Raw genomic sequence first — 25,191 nt, 5'->3', positions numbered from 1 at the left:
CATGTTACAGATGAAGAATATACATAAAGCTTTTGGACAAAATAAAGTATTAACTGGGGTAGATTTTATTTTAAAGGAAGCTTCTGTACATGCATTGATGGGAGAAAACGGGGCAGGTAAATCTACGTTAATGAAAATTTTAGTAGGTATACACGGCAAAGATGAGGGTCAGATAATATACAAAGATGAAAATATTGAATATAAAGATGCACAAATGGCTGAAGAAGCAGGCATAACTTTTATACACCAAGAATTAAATATTTGGTCAGAATTAACAGTGTTAGAAAATTTGTTTATTGGTAAAGAAATTAGAAATAAATTTGGAATCTTAAACGAGAGACAAATGAAGAAAGAAGCAATGAAAGTATTTGAAAAGTTAAATTTTAAAATACCACTTAAAAAAGTTGCAGGAAAATGTTCTATTGGTGAACAACAAATGATAGAAATTGCTAAAGCATTGATGACGAACGCTAAAATAATCGTTATGGATGAACCAACAGCTGCTTTAACGGATAAAGAAATTAATCAATTGTTTAAGCTTATTAAAAGCTTGCAAAAACAAGGCGTTGCATTTGTGTATATTTCACATAGAATGGCAGAAATCTTTGAGATATCTGATGAGATAACTGTAATGAGAGATGGTAAAACAGTGTTATATAAAGAAACGAATGATACTAATTATGATGAGATAGTTAAATCAATGGTAGGTAGAGATTTAACAGAACAATTCCCGAAAAGAACTGTTTCACCTGGTAATATCATCATGGACGTTAAATCGTTAAATAATGATGAACATCAAATTAAAGATATATCATTTTCATTAAGAAAAGGAGAAATTCTTGGTGTTAGTGGACTAATGGGGGCTGGCAGAACTGAAATAATGCGAAGTTTATTCGGCATAGATAAAGGCAGTAAAGACATTACGATTAACGATAAAAAAGTTTCCATTAATTCACCTGAAGACGCTATGAAAAACGGAATTGGGCTTATTACTGAGAACAGAAAGGACGAAGGTCTGATATTAGATTTCTCTATTGAAGATAATATGGTTTTACCTTCTTTAGAAAGCTTTTCCAATAAAGGCTTTACGAAAGAAAAGTCTGTTCATATATTTGCTGATCAAATGAGTAAACGACTAAATATTAAAACAAATAGAAAAGCACTTGTTTCTTCACTTTCCGGTGGTAATCAACAGAAAGTAGTTTTAGCTAAATGGATTGGTACGGGTGCACAAGTTTTAATACTAGATGAACCGACTAGAGGTATTGATGTTGGAGCAAAGAGAGAAATTTACCAATTAATGAACGAATTAACTGAGCGCGGTGTTTCTATTATAATGATTTCTTCAGAATTACCAGAAGTTATCGGTATGAGTGATAGAGTCTTAGTTGTACAAGAAGGAGAAATAAAGGGACAAGTTGAAGCGGAACAAATTACAGAAGAAAATATTATGACATTGGCTACAGGAGGGGAATTAAATGCAACAGTTAACAGCTAAATCATCATTGTTAGAAAAAATTATACCATTTATAGGATTGATTCTTTTAGTGGTTGTTATAAGTGTTTTAAATACTGCATTTTTAGATTTATCGAATTTACTTAACTTATTGAGACAAGTATCTATTAACGGTTTAATTGCTTTTGGTATGACGTTTGTTATTTTGACAGGTGGTATAGATTTATCAGTAGGGTCTATATTAGCTTTATCAAGTGCATTTACAGCAATTTTAATTACGAGTGGTCTTGATCCAATTGTAGCTTTAATTGTTGGTGTATTAGGAGGATTTTTACTAGGAGTATTTAACGGTGTTTTGGTTACTTTCGGTAGCATGGCGCCATTTATTGCAACATTGGCAACTATGACAATTTTTAGAGGATTAACGTTAGTTATTACAGATGGTAATCCTATAACAGACTTAGGTGATAGTTATTTATTCCAATTGTTTGGTAAAGGTTATTTCTTTGGTATACCAGTACCGGCAGTAACGATGATTATCGTATTTATTGTATTGGCAATTATTCTACAGAAGACAACTTTTGGTAGACATACATATGCCATCGGGGGAAATGAAGTAGCTTCTAAAATTTCAGGAATCAAAGTTAATAAAGTAAAAATCTTAATTTATGGTATATCTGGTTTAATGTCAGCTTTAGCTGGAGCAATATTAACATCACGTCTAAATTCAGCTCAACCGACTGCTGGTACTTCATATGAACTAGATGCCATAGCAGCAGTAGTGTTAGGTGGAACGTCTTTAACAGGTGGTAAAGGGCGTATCGTTGGTACACTAATTGGTGTACTTATTATCGGCGTGTTGAATAACGGATTGAACTTATTAGGTGTATCTTCATTCTATCAACAAGTAGTAAAAGGTATTGTTATATTAATTGCTGTTCTTATAGATCGTAAAAAATAATTAACAAAGTGAGGGATAAATGATGAAGAAATTTTTAATACTTTTTCTTTCGTTGGTAGTGTTTTTATCAGCATGTTCGTTAGAATCTCCATTAAAAAAAGACAATGGTAGTAAAACGAATAAAAAGAAATCAGATATTACAATAGGGGTTAGTGTTTCGACTTTAAATAATCCATTTTTTGTTTCAATTAAAGAAGGACTTCAAAAAGAGGCTAAAAAGCAAGGTATGAATGTTAAAGTAGTAGATGCGAGGGATGATTCTGCTAAACAAACAAATGATATAGAAGACTTAGTTCAACAACAGGTTGATTATTTAGTTGTGAATCCAACTGATTCAAGTGCCATTTCTAGTGCAGTTCAATCTGCTAACAATGAAGGTATTCCAGTTATTACTTTAGATAGATCAGTTGATAAAGGTGATGTCGCTACATTTATTGCTTCGGATAATATAGAAGGCGGTAAGATGGGTGGCAAATTTATCTTAGATGAATTAGGTGAAAATGCTAAAGTCGCTGAATTAGAAGGTGTACCTGGCGCAAGTGCTACTAGAGAAAGAGGAAAAGGATTCCATGAAGTAGCAGATAAATCATTAGATGTTATCGCAAAGCAAAGCGCTAAATTTGATCGTGCAGAAGGGCTCAATGTCACTCAAAACATATTACAAGCTCATCCAGGTGTTAAAGCAATATTCTCTCATAACGATGAGATGGCTTTAGGAGCAATAGAAGCGGTAGGCGATAAAGATATACTCGTTGTAGGATTTGACGGAAATGAAGATGCGATGCAATCTATTAAAGAAGGTAAGTTAGATGCAACAATCGCTCAGCAACCTGAAAAAATGGGACAAGAATCAGTAAATTCAGTGTTGAAACTGATGGAAGGTAAAAAAGTAGATAAAGAAATTAAAGTACCACTTAAACTCGAAAAATCTAAATAAATGTTTATTTTATGGTGAATAAGGTAAAAGACTAATGTAGTCTTTTACCTTAATTTATTTGAGAAAAAAACTTTTAGAATTTGCAACTTATTTATAATGATTCTAAATAATTGTGTAAATAGCGTTGACAGATTAGAATGATTATAATATAATAGTTATTGTAATCAAAAGAGACCAAATAACAAACAAATCTTAGAGGAGTGTAATAAATGAATAACAATAAAGAAGTAATTGAAGTATTAAACAAACAAGTAGCAGAATGGACAGTACTTTTCACTAAACTACACAATTATCATTGGTATGTAAAAGGACCAAACTTCTTCTCACTACACGAAAAATTTGAAGAATTATACAATGAAGCAAGTGTATATATCGACGACATTGCTGAACGTATTTTAGCAATCGATGGTAACCCAATCGCTACTTTACAAGAAGCTTTAGAATGGTCAGAAGTTAAAGAAGCAGAGAAAAATCTATCAGCTAACCAAATGGTAGAACAATTATCAAAAGACTTCACAACTGTAATTGGACAATTAGAAGAAGGTATACAATTAGCGGAAAAATTAGATGACGAAATGACAGGAGACATGTTATTAGGTATGGTAACAAGTCTTGAAAAACACAACTGGATGCTTAAATCATTCTTAGGATAATAAAATATAAATGAGGTAGTTTAAATAAATCTATCTCATTATCAAGCACCGGCTTATTGAGAATTCTCAATAAGCCGGTGCTTTTTTATTATTAAAGAATATAGAATATTTGATGTATATAGTTTTGCTTGTTGACACGTTTGGTAAGAAGTGACAATAAGAGCACTGTTGTTGACACGTTTGATGAGAAATGACAATAAGGGACCTGTTGTTGACACGTTTGATGAGAAATGACAATAAAGGTACTGTTATTGACACGTTTGGTAAGAAGTGACAATAAGGGACCTGAATATTGCAAGACGAGGTTCACGTGTAACATAGCGCCCTTGAATGTAACAACGTTATAAAAAAACCTGGGACATAAATAATTGTCCCAGGCTCTCTTTTTGTATTGGCAGTAGCTGACTGGTACGAAAATGCGCTTATATCAAGCTTTTTTCATACCTAGTCATCTTTGCCGGGGTGGGACTACGAAATCTTTTTAATAAAATGAGATTTCTGTCCCACTCCCTACTAATATATTCTCTTTATTATTCAGCGATTTCTAAAGCAATTTCCATCATTTGAGTAAATGAATTTTGTCTTTCTTCTGCTGTTGTTGCTTCGTCTCTTAATAAGTGGTCACTAACTGTAAAGATACCTAGTGCTTTTTTACCGGCAGCAGCAGCATTTACGTATAAACCTGCTGATTCCATTTCAACACCTAAAATACCTAATCTTGCCCATTTACTTGTTACTTCTGTGTCTGCATTATAGAAAATATCACTTGAGAAGATATTACCTACATGAGTAGTTGCTCCAATTTCGTCTGCTTTATTTTTAGCGCTTGATACTAAACCGAAGTCAGCAATTGGTGCGAAGTAACCTGGTACGTTGAATTGGTCAACATAGCGAGAATTAGTAGATGCACCTTGTGCAATAATAATATCATATAAATTGATATTCTCTTGCATAGCACCGCATGATCCAATTCGGATAATCGTTTCTACATCAAAGAAATTATATAGTTCATAAGAATAAATACCGATTGAAGCGATACCCATACCTGAGCCCATAACCGATACTTCTTTTCCTTTATATGTACCTGTGTATCCTAACATATTTCTTACATCGTTGAATTGTTCAACATTTTCTAAAAAGTTTTCAGCAATAAATTTAGCACGTAATGGATCCCCAGGCATTAGTACAGTTTTTGCAATTTTTACACCATTTGGTTGAATATGCGGTGTCCCTTGTGTCATAACTATCTTCTCCTTTAAAAATAAAAGTTTTTTCAATTTAAAGATAACATTTGTTTCAATTTTTTGCGAATTTTTGTACGATTAAGTTGAAAGAAAGTGGTGAATGGAGATGGATTTACAAAAAAATAAAGACAGCATACGCGTAGCAAAACTATATTATGAAGATAGTTTAAGTCAAGAAGCAATAGCTCAAAAGCTTAATATCTCTAGACCAACTGTATCGAGATTATTGAATCACGCGAAAGAACATGGGTTTGTCAAAGTAACAATTGAAGATCCATATCAAGATGCTGAAAGTTTAGCTTCACTATTAAAAGCTAAATACCAATTGAAAGATTGTATTGTTGAACATGCATCGCATAATGATTATTTAAACGTACAAAGTGCTATTGGAAAGCGTACCGCGGAATATTTAAATACTATTGTTAAAGATGGAGATAATATTGGCATTAGTTGGGGTAAAACAATGTATCAAGTGTCTCAATTTTTACAGTCTACACATTTAAAGGATATTGGTGTAATACAACTTAAAGGTGGTATTAGTTTTTCTCATATAGACACAAGAAGCCATCAAATCCTTGAAAGGTTTGCACAAGCTTATAATGCGACACCTAGAGATTTGCCTCTACCAGTTATATTTGATGTGAAAGAAGTTAAGCAAATGGTAGAAAAAGATAGACACATCCAATCTATTTTAGAACAAGGAAGACAAGTTAATATCGCTTTGTTTACAGTAGGAACAGTTAGAGATTCTTCTTTATTATTTAAATTAGGATTTTTTAACGATGAAGAAAAAGAGAGAATTAAACACTCAGCTGTAGGAGATATTTGCTCACGCTTTTATAACGAGCAAGGGGAAGTTGCAGATCAAGCTATAAATGACCGAACGATAGGTATTGAATTAGATGCTCTAAAAGAAATAGAAAATTCTATTTTAGTAGCTGGAGGAGACCACAAAATTTCTGCTATACGTGGTGCTTTAGAAGGTCATTTAAGTAATATATTGATCACTGATCAATATACAGCACAAGCATTACTAGATTTATGAACAAAATTTCTTATATCATTTTACATTTGTTCAAAGCTTGTTTATAATATAGTTAAAGATAGAATATACGAGGAGGATTCACTATGACATTAGCAAAATATATCGATCACACAGCTTTAAAACCAGACACAACACTGGAACAAATTGATGCTTTATTAGAAGAAGCGAAAGAATATGGATTTAAATCTGTATGTATTAATCCAACACATGTTGCACATGCACGAAAAGCATTAGAAGGTACAGATGTATTAGTTTGTACAGTAATTGGGTTCCCTTTAGGGGCAACAACAAGTGAAGTGAAGGCTTTTGAAACAGAAGACGCTATTAAAAAAGGTGCACAAGAAGTAGACATGGTCATCAATATTGGTGCGCTTAAAGACGGTCGTGATGAAGAAGTTAAACGTGATATTGAAAGTGTTGTAGCAGCAGCAAATGGTGTAACAACTAAAGTAATTATTGAAACTTGTTTATTAACAGAAGATGAGAAAGTTAGAGCATGTGAATTAGCGCTTGCTGCAGGTGCAGATTTCGTTAAAACATCAACTGGATTCTCATCAGGTGGCGCAACTGCAGAAGATATCAAATTAATGAGAGAAACAGTTGGTCCTGATTTAGGCGTTAAAGCTTCAGGTGGTATCCGTTCATACGAAGATGTTAAGACGATGATTGATAATGGTGCAACTCGTATTGGTGCTTCAGCAGGTGTAAAAATATTAAAAGGTGAATCATCTGATTCAGATTATTAAAATTAAAGGTACGTTTATGTACCTTTAATCTTTTGAAATGCAAGTAAGCGTATTCATAAACAGGAGGGTTTCATTATGAGAATGGTAGATGTTATAGCTAAGAAACGAGACGGGAAAGAATTAACGAAAGAAGAAATTGAATTTTTCATTAAAGGGTATACCGATGGAGAAATACCTGATTATCAAGCTTCAAGCTTTGCAATGGCGACATATTTCCAAGACATGACTGATAACGAACGTGCATATTTAACGATGGCAATGGTTGAATCAGGTGATCAAATTGATTTATCTGAAATTGAAGGCATTAAAGTGGATAAACATTCAACAGGTGGTGTGGGAGATACAACTACTTTAGTATTGGCTCCTTTAGTAGCCGCATTAGATATACCTGTAGCAAAAATGAGTGGCCGAGGATTAGGCCACACTGGCGGTACAATAGATAAATTAGAAGCGGTTGAAGGTTTTCATGTAGAAATATCAGAACAAGAATTTATTGATTTAGTAAATAGAGATAAAGTAGCTGTTATTGGTCAAACTGGAAACTTAACACCAGCAGATAAAAAGCTTTATGGTCTACGTGATGTTACTGGAACAGTTAACTCTATCCCACTTATTGCGTCATCTATAATGAGTAAGAAAATTGCAGCTGGAGCAGATGCGATTGTTTTAGATGTGAAGACGGGTGCTGGTGCGTTTATGAAAACGCTAGAAGACTCAGAATTATTAGCGCATGCAATGGTGAAAATAGGGAATAATGTAGGGCGAAATACTATGGCTATTATTTCTGATATGAGTCAACCATTAGGAAGAGCAATTGGCAATGGACTTGAAGTGAAAGAAGCAATAGAAACGTTAAGAGGTGAAGGTCCTGAAGATTTAACAGAACTTGTATTAACTTTAGGATCTCAAATGGTTGTATTAGCTAAAAAAGCTGAGAATTTAGATGAGGCACGAGAAAAATTACAAGAAGTTATCCAAAACGGTAAAGCACTTGAGAAGTTTAAAGTATTCCTTGAAAACCAAGGCGGAGATGGTTCGGTAGTTGATGATGTTTCTAAATTACCTCAAGCTCAACATACGTTTGAAGTAAAGGCGAAAAAATCTGGATATGTATCTAACATTGTAGCTGATGAGATTGGTGTTGCTTCAATGCTTTTAGGGGCAGGAAGAGCTACAAAAGATGATATAATTGACTTAGCCGTTGGTTTAGTATTAAATAAAAAAGTTGGAGATAAAGTTGAAGAAGGAGAATCACTTGTAACAATCTATGCAAATCAAGAAGATATTAAAGATGTTGAAGAGAAAATTTTAAATAACATTGATATTTCTGATGAACAAGTGAAGCCGACTTTAATCCATAAAGTGATTACAGATTAGGAGTGTGTCAAATGACAAACCGATTTAAACGTATTCATTTAATTGTAATGGATTCAGTAGGAATAGGCGAAGCACCAGACGCTAAAGATTTTGGTGACGAAGGTTCACATACATTAAAGCATACGCTAGAAGGTTTCAAAGAATCCTTACCAAACCTAGAAAAATTAGGACTTGGAAATATAGAATCTTTACCAGTTATCAATAATGTAGAAAAACCTAAAGCATTTTATACAAAATTAAGTGAAGCGTCTGTAGGAAAAGATACAATGACAGGACATTGGGAAATCATGGGATTAAATATTGATAAACCATTCAAAGTATATCCTGAAGGTTTCCCTGAAGAACTTGTTAAAGAAATAGAAGATTTAACAGGTAGAAAAGTTGTGGCAAATAAACCAGCATCAGGTACTGAAATTATAGAAGAATACGGTAAACATCAAATGGAAACAGGCGATTTAATCGTTTATACGTCAGCAGACCCAGTATTACAGATTGCTGCACACGAAGATATCATTCCATTAGAGGAATTATATGATATTTGTGAAAAAGTTAGAGAACTAACTAAAGACCCTAAATATTTAATCGGGCGTATTATTGCACGACCATATTTAGGAGAACCAGGTAATTTCACAAGAACATCTAATAGACACGATTATGCATTGAAACCATTTGGTAAAACTGTCATGAACACGCTAAAAGATGCAGATTACGATGTAATTGCAATTGGTAAAATTAATGATATTTATGACGGAGAAGGTGTAACAAAAGCAATACGTACGAAAGATAATATGGACGGCATGGACCAACTTCTTAAAGTTGTAGATACAGACTTTACAGGAATTAGTTTCTTAAATTTAGTTGATTTTGATGCGTTATATGGTCATAGAAGAGATAAAGAAGGTTACGCTCAAGCAATTAAAGATTTCGATAATCGTTTAGGTGAATTGTTAGAAAATGTTCGCGAAGATGATTTAGTTATTATTACAGCAGATCACGGTAATGATCCAACAGCTGATGGTACTGACCATACTCGTGAATATGTTCCATTATTAATGTTTAGCCCAAGCATTACGGAATACCACGAACTTTCAGGGGATACAACGTTTAGTTCAATTGGTGCAACAATTGCAGATAACTTTAATGTAGAATTACCGCAGTTCGGTAAGAGCTATTTAAGTGAAATGGGGATTAAATAATGAACGCAGTAAGACGTATTTTTGGTCTTGCATTTAGTTTTGCAGGCCTTATGCATTTTATGAGATCAGAAGGTTTTGAAGCTATCGTACCTAATTTCTTACCCTTTAAAAAAGGAATTGTATGGATTTCAGGCGTGATGGAAATTATTTTCGGTATTTTATTACTCGTTAGAAAACCAAGTAGTATGACTAAGAAATTAATTGAATGGTTCTTAGTTGCTGTATTTCCAGCAAACGTATATATGGCACAAAAAAATATACCGTTAAATGGGAAACAATTACCTACATGGGCTTTATGGGGTAGATTACCATTACAATATGTACTTATTAAAATCGTTAGAAAAATGTAATTAAAAAGGAGTGAAACAGAGATTTTTTGAAAAATTAAATCTCCGTTTCACTCCTTTTTTCTATTTTAAACATAATAGTGTATTTTATTAATCTTCTTTAAATATTACATTCCATCCATCTTTTTTCGATAAGAATTCAGTTGCAAGTCGTTGAGCACCTTCTAATGAGTGGCTCGCTGCCCAACCACATTGTACTTCATTACATGCTGGAACTTCTGTAGCTTGCTCAACATCTTTTAACGTTTTTTCTATAATATTTAAGACATCATCATAATCGTCATGATTTATAAATGAAGCGTAAAAGCCTGTTTGACAACCCATTGGGCTTACATCTACAACATTATCAGTATGGTTTCTAATGTTTTCAGCCATTAAATGTTCTAAAGAGTGTAAAGCGGGCATTTCCATATGTTCTTTATTTGGTTGTTTAAAACGAATATCATATTTGTGAATAACATCTCCATTTAAACCTTCTTTAATTCCCGCAAGTCTTACAAATGGTGCATCTACTTTAGTGTGATCTAAATTAAAACTTTCTACATTCATCTTTGTCATGAAGATTCCTCCTTTGATTTCGGCATCATTATATCAAGTAAATTTTGAAAAAACAATAAATTCAGATTTCAATTACTTTCTTTATGTGTTACTTTATAAGATAATAAAATAAATTATTCTGAAAATGGAGTGATGTGTATGGAGAGATTAAGAGTCGTCCCATACGATAGTATATGGCAACATCTTTTTTTAGAAGAAAAGAAATATTTACAATCGTTATTAAAAGAACATAGCATAAATATAGAACACATTGGATCTACAGCTATCCCAGGGTTATCAGCTAAACCTATCATTGATATTTTAATGGTGGTAAAAGATAGTGAAACGATAGATGATTATACAAAGGAATTATCTGCACTAGGTTACGAGTCTAAAGGTGAACGAGGCGTTATTGGAAATCGTTATTTTAAAAAATATAATCATAACGGTGATGTCTCTCATCATTTACATATCTATGATGAAGACAGCCCACACATATTGAGACTTATTTCTTTTAGAGATTATTTGAGAACATTTAACGGCGAGAGAGAACGATATAGTCGCCTTAAACATGACTTATCTATAGATTTTCCAGCGGATAGTGAAGAGTATTATCAAGGTAAAGATAGTATGATTAAAGAATTTGAGAAAAAGGCTGAAAAATGGTACTTAAACTCAAATGATGCGCTCGCAAAACATTGACATATCCGAGTGTTAAAGTTAGAATTAAAACAATTTCATACGTATTATCAAGAGTGACTGAGGGAAAGGCCCTTTGACGTCCAGCAACCTACCTACATGGAAAGGTGCCAAATCCTGCAGTGTTCAACTGAGAGATAAAATTTCGATTGGCGCATTTCCTAACTAAGGAGTGCGCTTTTATATTGGAAAGGTTGTATAGTGAATGAGCAATTTATCGCAAAATATTTTAAATTATATTGAACAAAATAAACACTTATATTTGTCTATGAGCCATCAAATACACGAACGTCCAGAACTAGGTAATGAAGAAGTTTTTGCTTCAAGATTGTTAAGTGATCAACTGAAAAATCATCATTTTAAGATAGAGAAAAATATAGCAAAGCATCCGACTGGATTTATAGCTACATATGACACGAAAATAGAAGGTCCAACGATATGTTTTTTAGCGGAATATGATGCATTGCCAGGCTTAGGGCATGCATGTGGACACAATATAATCGGTACTTCGAGCGTTTTAGCAGGTATTAGTTTATCAAAAGTTATTGACCAAGTGGGCGGTAAAATAGTCGTGCTTGGTTGTCCAGCAGAAGAAGGCGGGGTTAATGGTAGCGCTAAAGCTAGTTATGTTAAAGCGGGTATTATAGACGATTTAGACATTGCACTTATGGTACACCCTGGCCATGAGACGTATGTCACAGTGCCATCATTAGCAGTAGATGTATTCGACGTAAAGTTTTATGGAAGGAGTGCTCACGCGTCTGAGAATGCTTTTGAAGCGATTAATGCTTTAGACGCTATGTTGTCCTTCTTTAACGGTGTAAGTATGTTGAGACAACAAATTAAGAAAACAGATAAAGTGCATGGTGTAATATTAAATGGAGGTGAAGCGGCAAATATTATTCCTGATTTTACACATGCAAGATTTTATACTAGAGCAACCTCACGTAAACATTTAGATGAACTGACTGATAGAGTTCGAAAAATCGCTGAAGGAGCTGCATTGCAAACTGGTTGTAAGTCAGAAGTAAGACCAATACAAAATGGTGTAAATGAATTTGTTATTAATAGACCTTTAGATGAATTGTTTAGAAAACATGCAGAATCTTTAGGAGAAGATGTTATAGAAGATGATTTTGGTTTTGGATCAACAGATACGGGGAATGTAAGTCATATCATACCTACTATACATCCACATATTAAAATCGGACCATCTAATTTAGTTGGTCATACGAAAGAATTTTGCCAAGCTGCAGCAAGTACAATGGGAGATAAAGCATTGATAAGCGGTGCTAAAATATTAGCATCGATGGGATTAGAATTAATAGAGAACGTACCCCTTAGAAATGAGATTATCGAGCATCATCAAACATTAAGGGAGAACTTATTATGACAAAAGCCTATCATAAACCTTTATTATTAACACTTAAAGATTTATATGAAGATAATATTATCTATAATTCGAGGCCATCCTATGAAGATAATCCTTGGTTAAAAGCCGAAGAAGATCAATCTAATTTTTTAACAGCTAGAGAATTGGTTATTAGTAAAATGCCAATGATTATTCATGAAGCATGTTTAACAAAAAGGATAGAAGATTTGTTAAATCTAGTTGGAGAAAAAGTGCCAGACAATATACATCGTTTTAAAGATAAAGAAAGTTACGAACAATTGATACAGCAATTAACAAATAAACGTAATAAAATATTCTTTCAATATATTCATGGAGAACATTTATGTGATAAGGACGATTATGCTATATATAAACCAAAGTTTATAGACTTAAATAACAAATCGAAATTATCACAGTGGACTAAAGGAAAGTATTTACCTAGACGTGAATGTGTTAGTGTTAAAGAATATGAAGAAGAAATTAAAAATTGGGAACTACCTCTTGTATTAAAGCCGGGAGATGAATTACCGACAGCAGGTGGGTATGGGGTTATGATATGTTATACTGAAGATGATCTAAAGAAAGCAAATCAAAGAATTAAAGAAGCTACTGAAACAGAACATATTATTATAGAACAATTTATCGAAGAGGTAGACAATTATTGTGTACAATATGTATATAGTGAAGATACTGGTATCCAATATATAGGGGCAGTTAAACAATTAACAGATGACTATGGATTTTATAATGGTAATGTTAATTCAGACGAAGTACCACAAAGCGTTATAGATGCAGGATATGAAATTATGCAAAATGGTGTTGATTATGGTTATAAAGGTGTTTCAGGCTTTGATTTACTGATAGATAAAGAAGGAAAAATATATGCCATAGATTTAAACTTTAGACAAAATGGTTCAACGAGTATGCTTTTACTTAAAAATAGATTAAAAGATGGTTTTCATAAATTTTTAAGTTACCATGCAAAAGGAGATAACGAACACTTTTATAAAGTGATTGAAAAATATGTTGAAGATGGCCATCTTTATCCACTCTCATTCTTCGATGGGGATTGGTTTGGAAAGAATAAAGTAAATGCAAGATTTGCTGGCATATGGCATGCTGAAACAGAATCTAAAGCACTTCAATTAGAACAAAAATTCCTTTCTGAACTATACGATGAATAGCGTTTAAAATAATTATGGAAATTAAAGCAAATTTTCATTGACTTATAGCTTTTAAATATACTATATTTTATTGGTATTAAATATAAAGAAGAGGGTGGTATAACAATGGCTATCCAGGATATGTCTATGTTCAAACAAATATTAACGAAAGAAAAATTTTACGTTGTTCTAACAGATAAAAGAATTTTAAGAGATGCAGATACAAATACTCGTTTAATTTGGTCAAAACAAGAATACGCAGAAAAGTATTTAAAAGAAACTAACATTACAACATACGAAAAAGTGATGGAATTAGATCTAGACCGCTTTGTAACTTATGAAATGGACGATATATTAGACGAAGGTGACCGATTCATAGTAGACCGTTATGAAGAATTTTCAGGTACAGAAGTCGAAGCGATAAGATTTATCGAACAAATCATGAGTGAGTTAGATGATATTCGTATTGAAGAATTTGCTGAAGATATTTGCAATGAAGATTACGTATACGGGTTAACAGTAAAAGGGCAAAAACAATTCATTATTGTTTCAGAAGAAGATAGCAGCTTACCAAATATGATGACAGTATGGAGTACAAGAAAACTTGTAGAAAAAGTACATCACAATGACTTTGAAGAATATGACATCATCGAAGTAGAAACTGAAGTATTTGAAGAATGGTTAGAAGATTTAAAACAAGATAATATTGCATTAGGTGTGAACTTAAAACCAGGAATGATTGGTACAGTTACAGATCCTAAAGTAGTATTAAATGCGATGCCTTGTTAAGAGAATAAAATATTAATTTCAGACTTTTGCTAAATAGCAAAAGTCTTTTTTTATGCCTTGAATAAGTTGGTAATAATTAAATTAAATAAATTAAAGCATTGTTGTAAAAGAGCTTTAATTAGATTAAAATGTAAAATAATGTAAAAAAAGTTTAAGATTGAAATAGTAGAAAATTATGCGACTAAAGAGCTTCTACATAAGGTGATAATAATGTTTAAATATATGAAATTACGCATATTAAGGTTACAACTATTTATAGCATTTATCCTTTTAACGATAATTGCTCTATTGCATTTATACAATGCTTATCAAACTTATGGTATCTATGTACTATTAGAAAACACACCATATACACGATCCTTATTATTTGATGGGTTTAGTGCTTTACAAACGGTTTATCTATTGATTATGCCTTTAGCTGTATCCATAGGTGTAAGTGATATTTTTATACAAGATCGTAAGCAACATTTATTACATCATGCTTATATGTATCATGTGAATAAGTCAGTAGATATAAAGGTGATTTTATACTCAAGTATTATTGCTTCGCTTCTTGTAATAATCCCTTTATTAATGAATCTTATAGGTGAATTTTTAATATTACCTAATATATCGCCAGAAAGATATACTAATAATCTAATAGGAATTCATAGCTCAAATACATTAAGTGTACCTTTATACTATACAATGCCATTATTATATATCTTATTATATATTTTATTGGCTGGTATTTGGGGGGCAATAATGAATATATTTGGGATAACTCTTTCTATATATACGAATAATAGAATTTTGGCAATGATTGGTCCATTTATTTTTCAAATTTTATTGATTATATTAACAAATTTATCATATAAACCATATGTAGTTCCTCCAATATATTTCTTAACGGGACGAACGGAATTCATGTATTTCGAATTTTTACCGATTGTCTTGACTTTCATATTGTTTATCAGTTTATCAATTTATTTCTATATAAGAGGTATGCGCAAATATGAACTTGATTAAATATCGATTTACATCATTGATTAATACAAAATTTCTAGCGTGGCATATTTTATTCTTTGGATTAATGATTATCTATCAGAAGGGAAACGTCGGGTATTTTCCTTCTGATGATTTTCAATTTACAAATTTATTATTAAGTAAGTTTACGCTTACTTATGTTGTTCTACCAATATTAACCATTATGACGATTGTGTTTTACCGAAATGAACTTGTTCATAAAGTGTTTATTGGATATAGAAATTATTTAAAGATAGATGTGTTGTTATATGTCGGTTTTATATCTTTGCTAATAAGTATCGAAATGATGTTGGCAAGTATGGTTGCTATGAACTTTCAACTTCAATTTAATATAGTGTTTATTGTAACAGCTTGCTTGATGATAGTAGGGAATTTTACGATTTCATTATTGTCACTTACTTTATATTTAAGGTTTTTTAATCGTGCAATATCATTATTACTTGTAAATGTGCTTGTGCTTTTAGATTTTGTCATAATGCAAAGTGGAAAATGGAATTGGTTAATTCTTGATTCAAAGAAATTATTTTCAATTTCTTGGTCGTGGATGATATATCAATTGTTATTTATAGTGTTTGTCTATTTAATTGTTGAATGGACTATTATGAAAAAGGAAATAATGTGATGAATATTCTAAAATTTACTGTTGGTATTATACAAAGTTTATGGAAAACGTTCATGATTATAAACGGAATATTTATTTTGGTACTAATGCTATTCAGACCATATTTAAGAGATGGTTTATGGAATTTTATTTTTCGTGGTAATAATGAAGCTGAGTTAAGTGTGCATTTATATAGGATACCTGGGTTGTACATAATGATTATGTTTCTTGCCATATTTTTCATTTATCGCTTTATACATGTTCTTTATCAATATTACATTGTAGAGTGGCAAATGCTATTAAATATTAAGGGAAGATGGATGGTTCTTATCATCATATCATTCATTATGAGTTTAATTTATATTCTAGGTATATGGTTTACCATTTCTGCTATTGACGGAGAATTTTCGCATAATGTAACTCACTTATTGAACTTAATAATAAGTGTTTATTTCTTAATGATTGTATTTATTTGGAGTTACATTGCTTATAAATTTTATATAAGCTTTTTAATATCGTTGATGTGGATTATCGCCACAACAAGATTTGATTTAGATTTTAACATTTTAAATACATCTTTATTTTCAAGAATACAAGGCGTTTCTTACATAAATTTTATATGTTGTGTGCTATCTATTGTTGTGGTGAATATGTTATTGGTCTTTGAATTAGGACGTGATCATCACATGAAATTTCAAAGAGGTGATGATGAAGTATGATTAAATTAATAGATGTATCAAAAGAACACCAACGCAATCAATTGCTTAAAAATATTAATTTAGAAATTGAGCGTGGAAAAGTTTATGGATTTAAAGGACGTAACGGGTCTGGCAAGACAATGCTTTTAAGGGCGATATTAGGATTGATTAAAGTTGATGGGCAAGTAATGATTAATAATGAACCGCTTAAATTTGGCTCAAAATACCCTCTTAAAGTCGGTGTATTTATAGAAAAACCAAGCATTATAACTGAATTTACGGCTTTAAAAAATCTTAAATTAGTAGCTGCATTAAAAGGAATAACAGATATCAATGAAATGACTAAATATTTAATAGAACTTGGATTAGATTATAAAGATAAAAGAAAAGTTCGAAAATATTCATTAGGGATGAAACAGAAAGTTGGCATTGCTCAAACTTTAATGGGTGATCCTGAATTAATTGTTTTAGATGAACCTACCAATGCTTTGGATAGAAAGAGTATTGAGAAACTTGTTCAAATCCTTGAAAAATTAAAACAGCAAGGATGTACAATACTGATTGCTTCACATCAATTTGAAGACATAGAAAGTGTTGTAGATGAGGTTGTTCATATAGAAGCAGGTGCATTAGAATGAAAAATAAAGTAATTCTATTATCTTCTTTAATTGTATTTGTAGTTCTCGTTATATTAGGATTCATTCAGTATCGTAAAGTAAACGCAGAATTTCAAGATTATGAATTTAAGGAAGAGAAAATTAAACTTAATCAAACGCATAATATAACTTTTGGAACAATGAAATTTAGTAATTTGAGTTATAAAGTTAAAGATAAAGAGATATTTTTAAGTGCTGATATCAAAGTAGTTAAAAAGGATGACTATCCAGATAAATATTATAATAATATTGATGCAAGTTTATTTTTACGTGTTAATGATGAAATCTTACAACAGTCTGATGAATTTAAAACGAAAAAAGGTAAAAGACTTGTGCCGGATAGACCATACTTTGATAAGCATAATGTTTATGAGGGACACGTTACATTTAGATATACACCAATAGATCCTGATGGAGAAAATGATTTAGAACTAGCTTACCTCGACCGTAATGGTCATAAATTAAAAAAATTATATTTACCAGTAATAATTGACGATGGTAGAATAGTTTGATACATTATTACTAACTACTTAGGTAGTTACTACATCCCAACGTAGTAAAATAATTTTTCCATTAAAATAACCCTTAAGAGAAAAATCTTTTTCTCTTAAGGGTTATTTCGTCTTCTATATTTTCTTCGAACTTGCTTATATATAAATTCACAAGAACGTCGTGCCAAATGTAATCTTTCATCATTTTAATTTGCGTACTATCTCGACTGATATACGCACGCATATCATCATCTGGTGTTTGACCGTAAATCATATATTGATTATCGATGATTACGATAAATGGTTTAAGGGTCAATGAGCTTTGAACATAATTGGTATATCTGTGATTGATTAAATCGTGTCCTGGTTTATCTACTTGAAAAGTCATTCCTTGGATATGAATATCTTTATGCGCATTTTTGTCTATGACTTCATATATATCTGGCCAAATAGAAACAGTTATTTGCTTTTTTGCAGTTTTAACCGCTTCTGAAATATTACTATATATGTTTGATGCGTTTGTTAAAACTTCTATTTGTATTGCGTCATTTTGATTTGCGATATTTAATTTATCCATTTCTTCTTCTAATTGAATCAATGCATTATTTTGTTTCTTCTCAAATAATTCTACTGTTTGTTTAGGTGAAATAGCATAATAAAACTTTTTTTGATTTTGTAAATTATAGTATACAAGTCCTTGTTCTTCTAATTTATTTAATGATTCATAAATTTTTGAATTGGGTACGCTTGATAGTTCGCTTAATTTGTATGCAGTAATACCTGGGTTTTGTACTAAATAAATATAAGCTTTTGATCCATATTCACTTAAACCAAATTGCTTTAATAAATCTATCATTTTATTCATGCTGATCATCCTTTAACTTTAAGTTACCTTGACTCCAAATAAAGGGAGTATGTCATAGGCTTGGTATTCCGAAACAGTAGCGCCTTTTAAATCTGTAGGCTGTATTACAAGTTCTTCTATTTCATTTGATGATAAATCAATGCCATTTAAAGATGTTTCTACTACTTCTAATGAAGTTAAACTACAATCTTTAATTTCAAGAGCTTTTTGCTTACAGAATGATATGTAAGTTTCAGACATTTGATTATCATTAAATAAAACGTGGTCAAATTGGCAATTAACAAATTGGCTCATCTTTAACTGACAATTTGAAAATTGGACATGTTTAAGTGTTAAGTCAGTAAATGTCGCACCAATCATACGGCAATCTTTAAATTGTATTCTATTTAATGAAGCGTCTTCAAACTGGCAATTTGATAAGTCACAGCCATGAAACACAAGGTCAAGCCCATGTATTTTTGTAAAATCAATAGATTCAAACGTACATTGGTTAAAATATAGTGTATCCATTTGCGTTGTGTCTTCATCGAATTCAATATGCGCTTTGTTAAAATATAAATCATAAGAAGATTGTAATAGTGTATAGTGTTCTTCAGGTTCATATTCAAATTCTTTCTTTATTTTTGGTTGAATAATTTTCATGAATGTACTCCTTATTATAATATGCGTTTGTACCTTAATAATATAACGACATAAATTATTATTCATTATACTATAAATATAATGATAAGAAAGTTAAGTATAAATTAAAACACTTTCACATAGAAATTCAAATTTTCTATGTGAAAGTGTATATATATTTTATATTTTATTTTTTATTTTCTTCGTCTTCACGTTCTTCTAATGATTTAGAAAAATCTGTGTCGTCATCGATATAAGTCATTTTGAAATGCTTAGTAGGCTCTCTTCGCAATGCTTTCATGATAGAGAATATCATCATAAAGAGTATGAATGCGAATGGAAGACCGGCGACGATGGAAGCAGTTTGTAAGCTTTCTAAACCACCTGCTAACGTCATAGCGACTGATATAGCACCAATCAGTATACCCCAAACTAATTTGTATTTGAATGGTGGTGTAATTGAGCCTCTGTCCGACATACTTGAAAGAATAAACGTAGTTGAATCAGCGCTCGTAACTAAGAATAAGAATATTAAAATAATCGCTAGTATACTTGTGAACTCGTATAGTGGGAAGTGTGATAACAATGAGAAAAGAGCTACTGTGTAATCACCTTTAACATCTTCTGCTATACTTGCACCTTTATTGATAACAAGATACATTGCTGTTCCACCGAATGTCGCAATCCAACTCATTGAGATAAGTGGTGGTATAATTAGAACACCGATTACAAATTCGCGTATTGTTCTACCACGAGAAACACGAGCTACAAATCCACCTATAAATGGAGACCATGCAATCACCCATGCCCAATAGAACACTGTCCATTGTTGTATCCAAGAATTATCTCCTTCATATGGATTTAATCTTAAACTATATTGAACAAAATTCGTGATATAATCGCCAATTGCAACTGTGAATGTTTCAAATATAAATTGTGTTGGTCCTAAAATTAGAATGAATACTAGTAATGCAAAACATATAAAAATGTTTGAATTACTTAACCATTTTACGCCTTTGTTCAAGCCTGAAGCGGCAGATCCTAGGAATATTAATGTCATAATGATGGTAATAATAATTTTAGTCCAATTATTGTTAGGTATATCAAATACATGATTAAGCCCTCCACCGATTTGCATAATACCTAAACCGATTGAAGTAGCAATACCCATAACAGTAGCTACAATCGCTAACACATCAATGACATTTCTATATGGCTTTTTATAAGCTTCACCAAATACTGGTTCCATAGCAGTAGAAATTAGGCCATTTCTTCTTTTTCTAAATTGGAAGAATGCTACGATTAGCCCAGCCATAGCAAAGATTGACCATTGAGATATACCCCAATGGAAAAATGTATATCCCATTGCTAATCTTGCTGATTCTAATGTACTACCGTCTACTTCATTAGGAAGAGGTGATTTTAAATAATGTGTCATCGGTTCGGCAACGCCCCAAAAGACGATACCTACACCTAAGCCTGCAGAAAACAGCATACCAACCCAGGATATGAATGAGAATTCTGGCTCTTCGTCATCTCTACCTAACTTAAAACGTCCAAATCTAGTTATAGCTAACCCTATTAAAAATATATCTAAAACAAATACAATAATAAGGAATAACCATCCCGTACTATTGGATATCCATCCATATAAAATATTGGCGTACTTTCCAAAGCCTGAAGGAAATACTCCGGCTAATAAAGTGATTAATATGATTATAGACATGGATACCCAGAACACTAACGTTGTTTTGTTACTCTGATTATCTGGTTGTTCATTCGACTGACTCATTGTTTTCCCCCTTTTTAAACTTTAACAGTCTATATTCAAGTACCCTAAAAATTATAGAGATAACATACATATTTTATAAATAAAAGGTTCTTAATTGCGGAAGTAACTTATAATTGGTTATGATATATTTAAATCAACGGGGGGATCGTAAATGATTAAAGAAAAACAGTTCGGTGATATTTTTATTAAACCATTTGAAGAAAGTATGAGAACAGCACTATCTGAATTTCAATTAAATGAGCGTCAACAAATATATTCTTCACTACCTAAAGAAGTTCTAGATGAAGCGATACAAGATTCTGATAGAAGACCAAATGTCGTAGTTAATCGAGACAATGAAATAGTTGGTTTCTTCGTTTTACATAAATATTATCAGCATGAAGGTTATGAAACACCAGAAAATGTTGTGTATATTCGTTCACTTTCAATCAATGAAAAATATCAAGGTAATGGTTATGGCACGACAATCATGATGAATTTGCCTGAATATGTACAATTAGTGTTTCCTGATTTTGATCATTTATTTTTAGTAGTAGATGCTGAAAATGAGGCAGCATGGAACTTGTATGAAAGAGCAGGCTTCATGCATACCGCAACTAAAGAAGAAGGACCACTTGGCAAAGAACGATTGTATTATTTAGATTTAGATTCTAAGTATGTATCTTCGTTAAAACTAGAATTACATGATGATGACTACGATAATGAATTTATAAACATACATTTAATGAAAGATAATAAAAAAGTGGGCATTATTGTTTTAGAACATAAAAGTGATAACTTTGATATTCGAAGTATAGAAGTTGAAGAGAGCGAAAGAAAAGAAGGTATAGCTGAAAGTGCATTAAGACAACTTAGTACTTTCGTAAGAAGGAAGTTCCCAGACAAGAAAGAGTTGCACATATCTCTGTTTGGTTCAAACAATAAATTAAAAGCATTATGTTACAAAGCGAACTTTGTTGAAATACAAAAAGCTGACGATTATATTAAGTTGATGAAATATATTAACTATTAACAAACATTTGCTAAAAATCAGCTTGTCAATTATAATCGTAAACTGTTATGATTATAAATATTAATGCGCGACAATAGTACGATTGTTGAAAGGAAGAGTAAAGCATGAAATTAAAAGATTTTACTAAAGAAATGGTCGATGAACATTCATTTATAGAAATGGCTTATATTTACTTAAGTGAGAATAGCAAAGAAACAAATTTATATGACATGGTTGATGAGTTTAAACGTATCGGTAATTATAAAGATTCTGAAATTGAAAACCGTATCCTACAATTTTATACAGATTTAAATACAGATGGACGCTTTTTAAGTGTAGGCGAGAACATTTGGGGTCTTCGTGACTGGTATTCAGTTGAAGATATCGAAGAGAAGATAGCACCAACTATTCAAAAATTCAACGTGTTAGATGAAGATGATGAAGAAGATACAGGCATCACATTATTAGGTGAAGAAGATAAAACTAAAGATGTTGATATAACAATCGCTCAAGATGATGAAGAAGGATTAAATGATCCTGCAGATCCAGAAGATGAAGAAGTTGAAGATGAATTAGATGAAGCTGGGTTAGTCGTTGACGAAGAAGAGGAAGAAGACGACGACGAGGAAGAAGAGGAAGAAGAAGAATTATAATTGACTTTTCATTAAAAGATGGTAATATTTTATTTGGGCTCCTTTAAATAGGACAAACGTATAAACTATAGCTCCCATCTTACATTTTAATTAATGTAAGTGGGAGCTTTTTTATTTTTTAATTATCAAATGGAGGTAAGGACATGACAAAGTTCATATTTGTTACAGGTGGCGTAGTTTCGTCTCTTGGTAAAGGTATTACAGCAGCATCACTAGGAAGATTACTTAAAAATAGAGGACTTAATGTAACGATACAAAAATTCGATCCATATTTAAATGTCGATCCAGGGACAATGAGTCCTTATCAACATGGTGAAGTTTTCGTAACAGAAGATGGCGCTGAAACAGATTTAGACTTAGGACATTATGAAAGATTTATAGATATTAATCTAAATAAATATTCAAACGTAACAGCTGGGAAAGTATATTCACACGTACTTAAAAAAGAAAGACGTGGGGATTTCTTAGGTGGTACTGTTCAAGTTATACCGCATATTACAAATGAAATTAAATCAAGATTGTTAATGGCGGGTGAGAGTACAAATGCTGATGTTGTTATTACAGAAATTGGTGGTACAACAGGTGACATAGAGTCATTACCATTCTTAGAAGCAATTAGACAAATTAAAAGTGATCTTGGAAGAGAAAACGTTATGTATATTCACTGTACTTTACTTCCATACATTAAAGCTGCTGGTGAAATGAAGACAAAACCAACTCAACATAGTGTTAAAGAACTAAGAGGCTTAGGAATACAGCCAGATCTAATTGTTGTTCGTACTGAGTATGAAATGACGGAAGATTTAAGAGATAAAATTGCATTGTTCTGTGATATTAAGAAACAATCAGTAATAGAATGTAGAGATGCAGATACACTTTATCAAATCCCACTTGCATTACAAGAACAACATATGGATGATATCGTTATTAATCGTTTATCATTAGATGCAGCACCAGAAGCAGAATTAACTGAATGGAATCAATTACTAGAAACAGTACGTAATCTAGATGGTTCTGTAAAAATAGGATTAGTTGGTAAATATGTTAGTTTACAAGACGCTTATTTATCAGTAGCTGAGTCTTTAAAACATGCAGGTTATGACTTCAAAAAAGATATTGAAATTAAATGGATTAACTCTGAAAATTTAGATTCAACTAATTATAAAGAAGAATTAGCAGATGTTGATGGTATTTTAGTACCTGGTGGTTTTGGAGATAGAGGTGTTGAAGGAAAGATTTTAGCAATTCAATATGCTCGTGAAAACAATGTACCTTATTTAGGTATTTGTTTAGGTATGCAATTAGCAACAGTTGAATTTGCAAGGAACGTAGTAGGTTTACAAGATGCACATTCAGCAGAATTAAATCCAAATACACCTTATCCAATCATCGACTTATTACCAGAACAAAAAGACATTGAAGATTTAGGTGGTACTTTAAGATTAGGCATTTATCCATGTAAAATCGAAGAAGGGACAATTGCACATAAAGTATATGGCGAAACAGAAGTAGAAGAGAGACACCGTCATCGTTATGAGTTCAATAACGATTACCGTGAAAAATTAGAAGCAAACGGTATGAGATTCTCTGGTACAAGCCCAGATGGAAGATTAGTAGAAATTGTAGAATTAGAAAATCATCCATGGTTTGTAGCATGTCAATTCCACCCAGAATTTATATCTCGTCCTACACGTCCACAAAAATTATTCCATGGATTTGTAGAAGCAAGTATTAATCATCAACAATAATTATAGGTTTTAAATTAAAGAGAGTCTGGGACAAGTATTTATGTCCCAGACTCTTCTTTTTTAAGGATTCTCAGTTTTAGGTTGTATCGGGCAAGTTATTGTCTTTTCTCACCAAACGTGTCAATAACGAGGGCCTTATTGACTTTTTTCGATAGTTTTGTCAATAAGGAGAATTTATGTTGCACGTGGACCTCGTCTAGCAACATTCTGGTCTTCTATGTTGCACGTGACACTTGTCTAGCAACATTCTGACGCTCTATGTTGCACGTGACACTTGTCTAGCAACATTCTGACGCTCTATGTTGCACGTGACGTTTGTCTAGCAACATTCTGAGGCTCTATGTTGCACGTGACGCTTGTCTAGCAACATTCTGACGCTCTATGTTGCACGTGGACCTCGTCTAGCAACATTCCGAGAATATGTCCATATAATTGTGTAATAAAAAAAGAGCCAAATATAGCTCACTTTAGTACAATGTAATCGACTAAGAAAATATTGTAGAGGT

26 protein-coding genes and 1 riboswitch are annotated in these 25,191 nt (G+C 32.0%); of the genes, 21 read left to right on the top strand and 5 right to left on the bottom strand.

Annotation, left to right across the window (positions count from 1 at the left end):
• Position 1 precedes the first annotated feature (1 nt).
• From LQ615_RS08235 to LQ615_RS08220, 4 genes are all read left to right on the top strand, one after another.
• Entirely contained in the window at positions 2 to 1,498 is a 1,497-nt protein-coding gene (locus tag LQ615_RS08235; protein ID WP_016998860.1) for a sugar ABC transporter ATP-binding protein, read from the top strand.
• Positions 1,479 to 2,417: an ABC transporter permease gene (locus LQ615_RS08230; protein WP_016998861.1), complete on the top strand. Its 939-nt coding sequence runs from the start codon at positions 1,479 to 1,481 to the stop codon at positions 2,415 to 2,417. Before LQ615_RS08235 ends, LQ615_RS08230 begins: the two co-directional genes overlap by 20 nt.
• Before the next feature lie 22 nt (positions 2,418 to 2,439).
• Positions 2,440 to 3,354, top strand: coding sequence for a D-ribose ABC transporter substrate-binding protein (locus tag LQ615_RS08225; protein ID WP_026023602.1), 915 nt, complete (start codon positions 2,440 to 2,442; stop codon positions 3,352 to 3,354).
• A gap of 209 nt (positions 3,355 to 3,563) precedes the next feature.
• Positions 3,564 to 4,007 carry a Dps family protein gene (locus tag LQ615_RS08220; protein WP_016998863.1) on the top strand — a complete coding sequence of 148 codons (444 nt, stop codon included), beginning with the start codon at positions 3,564 to 3,566 and terminating at the stop codon, positions 4,005 to 4,007.
• Positions 4,008 to 4,537: 530 nt separating this feature from the next.
• Here LQ615_RS08220 and deoD read toward each other — a convergent pair.
• Complete coding sequence (gene deoD / locus LQ615_RS08215) at positions 4,538 to 5,248, bottom strand: purine-nucleoside phosphorylase (protein ID WP_064204172.1); 711 nt, start codon at positions 5,246 to 5,248, stop codon at positions 4,538 to 4,540.
• 109 nt (positions 5,249 to 5,357) lie between these two features.
• On the opposite strand from deoD, the gene LQ615_RS08210 reads away from it, so the two are divergent.
• From LQ615_RS08210 to LQ615_RS08190, 5 genes are all read left to right on the top strand, one after another.
• Complete coding sequence (locus tag LQ615_RS08210) at positions 5,358 to 6,296, top strand: sugar-binding transcriptional regulator (RefSeq protein WP_135031114.1); 939 nt, start codon at positions 5,358 to 5,360, stop codon at positions 6,294 to 6,296.
• Positions 6,297 to 6,379: 83 nt separating this feature from the next.
• A complete protein-coding gene (deoC, locus tag LQ615_RS08205) occupies positions 6,380 to 7,042 on the top strand; it encodes a deoxyribose-phosphate aldolase (RefSeq protein ID WP_016998866.1) in 663 nt (220 codons plus the stop codon).
• Positions 7,043 to 7,117: 75 nt separating this feature from the next.
• Positions 7,118 to 8,419 (top strand): pyrimidine-nucleoside phosphorylase, encoded by a 1,302-nt coding sequence (locus tag LQ615_RS08200; protein ID WP_016998867.1) that lies wholly within the window; start codon positions 7,118 to 7,120, stop codon positions 8,417 to 8,419.
• Positions 8,420 to 8,430: 11 nt separating this feature from the next.
• Complete coding sequence (gene deoB / locus LQ615_RS08195; protein WP_218706680.1) at positions 8,431 to 9,615, top strand: phosphopentomutase; 1,185 nt, start codon at positions 8,431 to 8,433, stop codon at positions 9,613 to 9,615.
• The gene (locus tag LQ615_RS08190; protein WP_016998869.1) at positions 9,615 to 9,965 is read left to right on the top strand and encodes a DoxX family protein; all 351 of its coding nucleotides are present in this window, start codon (positions 9,615 to 9,617) and stop codon (positions 9,963 to 9,965) included. Before deoB ends, LQ615_RS08190 begins: the two co-directional genes overlap by 1 nt.
• Positions 9,966 to 10,052: 87 nt before the next feature.
• Here the strand turns inward: LQ615_RS08190 and LQ615_RS08185 are convergent, their stop codons facing one another.
• Entirely contained in the window at positions 10,053 to 10,520 is a 468-nt protein-coding gene (locus tag LQ615_RS08185) for an S-ribosylhomocysteine lyase (protein WP_016998870.1), read from the bottom strand.
• A 138-nt stretch (positions 10,521 to 10,658) separates the two neighbouring features.
• Between LQ615_RS08185 and LQ615_RS08180 the strand changes: the two genes are divergently transcribed.
• From LQ615_RS08180 to LQ615_RS08140, 9 genes are all read left to right on the top strand, one after another.
• Positions 10,659 to 11,201 carry a GrpB family protein gene (locus LQ615_RS08180; protein ID WP_239704112.1) on the top strand — a complete coding sequence of 181 codons (543 nt, stop codon included), beginning with the start codon at positions 10,659 to 10,661 and terminating at the stop codon, positions 11,199 to 11,201.
• Positions 11,202 to 11,242: 41 nt separating this feature from the next.
• Positions 11,243 to 11,342, top strand: a riboswitch (SAM riboswitch).
• A gap of 61 nt (positions 11,343 to 11,403) precedes the next feature.
• On the top strand, positions 11,404 to 12,591 hold the full coding sequence (locus LQ615_RS08175; protein ID WP_135031111.1) for a M20 family metallopeptidase: 1,188 nt from the start codon (positions 11,404 to 11,406) through the stop codon (positions 12,589 to 12,591).
• Positions 12,588 to 13,775: an L-aspartate--L-methionine ligase LdmS gene (ldmS, locus tag LQ615_RS08170; protein ID WP_103268950.1), complete on the top strand. Its 1,188-nt coding sequence runs from the start codon at positions 12,588 to 12,590 to the stop codon at positions 13,773 to 13,775. The genes LQ615_RS08175 and ldmS overlap by 4 nt, the downstream gene beginning before the upstream one ends.
• Before the next feature lie 105 nt (positions 13,776 to 13,880).
• Positions 13,881 to 14,543, top strand: a complete 663-nt coding sequence (locus LQ615_RS08165) for a DUF2750 domain-containing protein (protein WP_218706684.1) — start codon at positions 13,881 to 13,883, stop codon at positions 14,541 to 14,543.
• Positions 14,544 to 14,753: 210 nt separating this feature from the next.
• On the top strand, positions 14,754 to 15,551 hold the full coding sequence (locus LQ615_RS08160) for a hypothetical protein (protein ID WP_016998875.1): 798 nt from the start codon (positions 14,754 to 14,756) through the stop codon (positions 15,549 to 15,551).
• Entirely contained in the window at positions 15,538 to 16,191 is a 654-nt protein-coding gene (locus LQ615_RS08155; protein WP_016998876.1) for a hypothetical protein, read from the top strand. The genes LQ615_RS08160 and LQ615_RS08155 overlap by 14 nt, the downstream gene beginning before the upstream one ends.
• A complete protein-coding gene (locus LQ615_RS08150) occupies positions 16,191 to 16,889 on the top strand; it encodes a hypothetical protein (RefSeq protein ID WP_239704113.1) in 699 nt (232 codons plus the stop codon). The genes LQ615_RS08155 and LQ615_RS08150 overlap by 1 nt, the downstream gene beginning before the upstream one ends.
• A complete protein-coding gene (locus LQ615_RS08145; protein ID WP_239704114.1) occupies positions 16,886 to 17,506 on the top strand; it encodes an ABC transporter ATP-binding protein in 621 nt (206 codons plus the stop codon). The genes LQ615_RS08150 and LQ615_RS08145 overlap by 4 nt, the downstream gene beginning before the upstream one ends.
• The gene (locus LQ615_RS08140; protein WP_239704115.1) at positions 17,503 to 18,036 is read left to right on the top strand and encodes a hypothetical protein; all 534 of its coding nucleotides are present in this window, start codon (positions 17,503 to 17,505) and stop codon (positions 18,034 to 18,036) included. Before LQ615_RS08145 ends, LQ615_RS08140 begins: the two co-directional genes overlap by 4 nt.
• Before the next feature lie 73 nt (positions 18,037 to 18,109).
• Here the strand turns inward: LQ615_RS08140 and LQ615_RS08135 are convergent, their stop codons facing one another.
• The 3 genes from LQ615_RS08135 to LQ615_RS08125 all read right to left on the bottom strand — a co-directional run bounded on the left by LQ615_RS08135 (position 18,110) and on the right by LQ615_RS08125 (position 21,293).
• A complete protein-coding gene (locus tag LQ615_RS08135) occupies positions 18,110 to 18,880 on the bottom strand; it encodes a TrmB family transcriptional regulator (protein WP_182094050.1) in 771 nt (256 codons plus the stop codon).
• Positions 18,881 to 18,898: 18 nt separating this feature from the next.
• Positions 18,899 to 19,522 carry a pentapeptide repeat-containing protein gene (locus LQ615_RS08130; RefSeq protein WP_135031107.1) on the bottom strand — a complete coding sequence of 208 codons (624 nt, stop codon included), beginning with the start codon at positions 19,520 to 19,522 and terminating at the stop codon, positions 18,899 to 18,901.
• Between the two features lie 166 nt (positions 19,523 to 19,688).
• Positions 19,689 to 21,293, bottom strand: coding sequence for a BCCT family transporter (locus LQ615_RS08125; protein ID WP_103268942.1), 1,605 nt, complete (start codon positions 21,291 to 21,293; stop codon positions 19,689 to 19,691).
• A 151-nt stretch (positions 21,294 to 21,444) separates the two neighbouring features.
• On the opposite strand from LQ615_RS08125, the gene LQ615_RS08120 reads away from it, so the two are divergent.
• The 3 genes from LQ615_RS08120 (at position 21,445) to LQ615_RS08110 (ending at position 24,685) form a co-directional block, all read left to right on the top strand.
• On the top strand, positions 21,445 to 22,305 hold the full coding sequence (locus LQ615_RS08120; protein WP_064204161.1) for a GNAT family N-acetyltransferase: 861 nt from the start codon (positions 21,445 to 21,447) through the stop codon (positions 22,303 to 22,305).
• 104 nt (positions 22,306 to 22,409) lie between these two features.
• Positions 22,410 to 22,937 (top strand): DNA-directed RNA polymerase subunit delta, encoded by a 528-nt coding sequence (gene rpoE / locus LQ615_RS08115; protein ID WP_016998885.1) that lies wholly within the window; start codon positions 22,410 to 22,412, stop codon positions 22,935 to 22,937.
• Positions 22,938 to 23,080: 143 nt separating this feature from the next.
• Positions 23,081 to 24,685, top strand: coding sequence for a CTP synthase (locus tag LQ615_RS08110; RefSeq protein ID WP_016998886.1), 1,605 nt, complete (start codon positions 23,081 to 23,083; stop codon positions 24,683 to 24,685).
• Positions 24,686 to 25,191 lie beyond the last annotated feature (506 nt).

It is taken from the genome of Mammaliicoccus sp. C-M13 (assembly GCF_022386845.1).
Classification (GTDB): domain Bacteria; phylum Bacillota; class Bacilli; order Staphylococcales; family Staphylococcaceae; genus Mammaliicoccus; species Mammaliicoccus lentus.
This window is presented reverse-complemented; position numbering and strand designations above follow the sequence as displayed.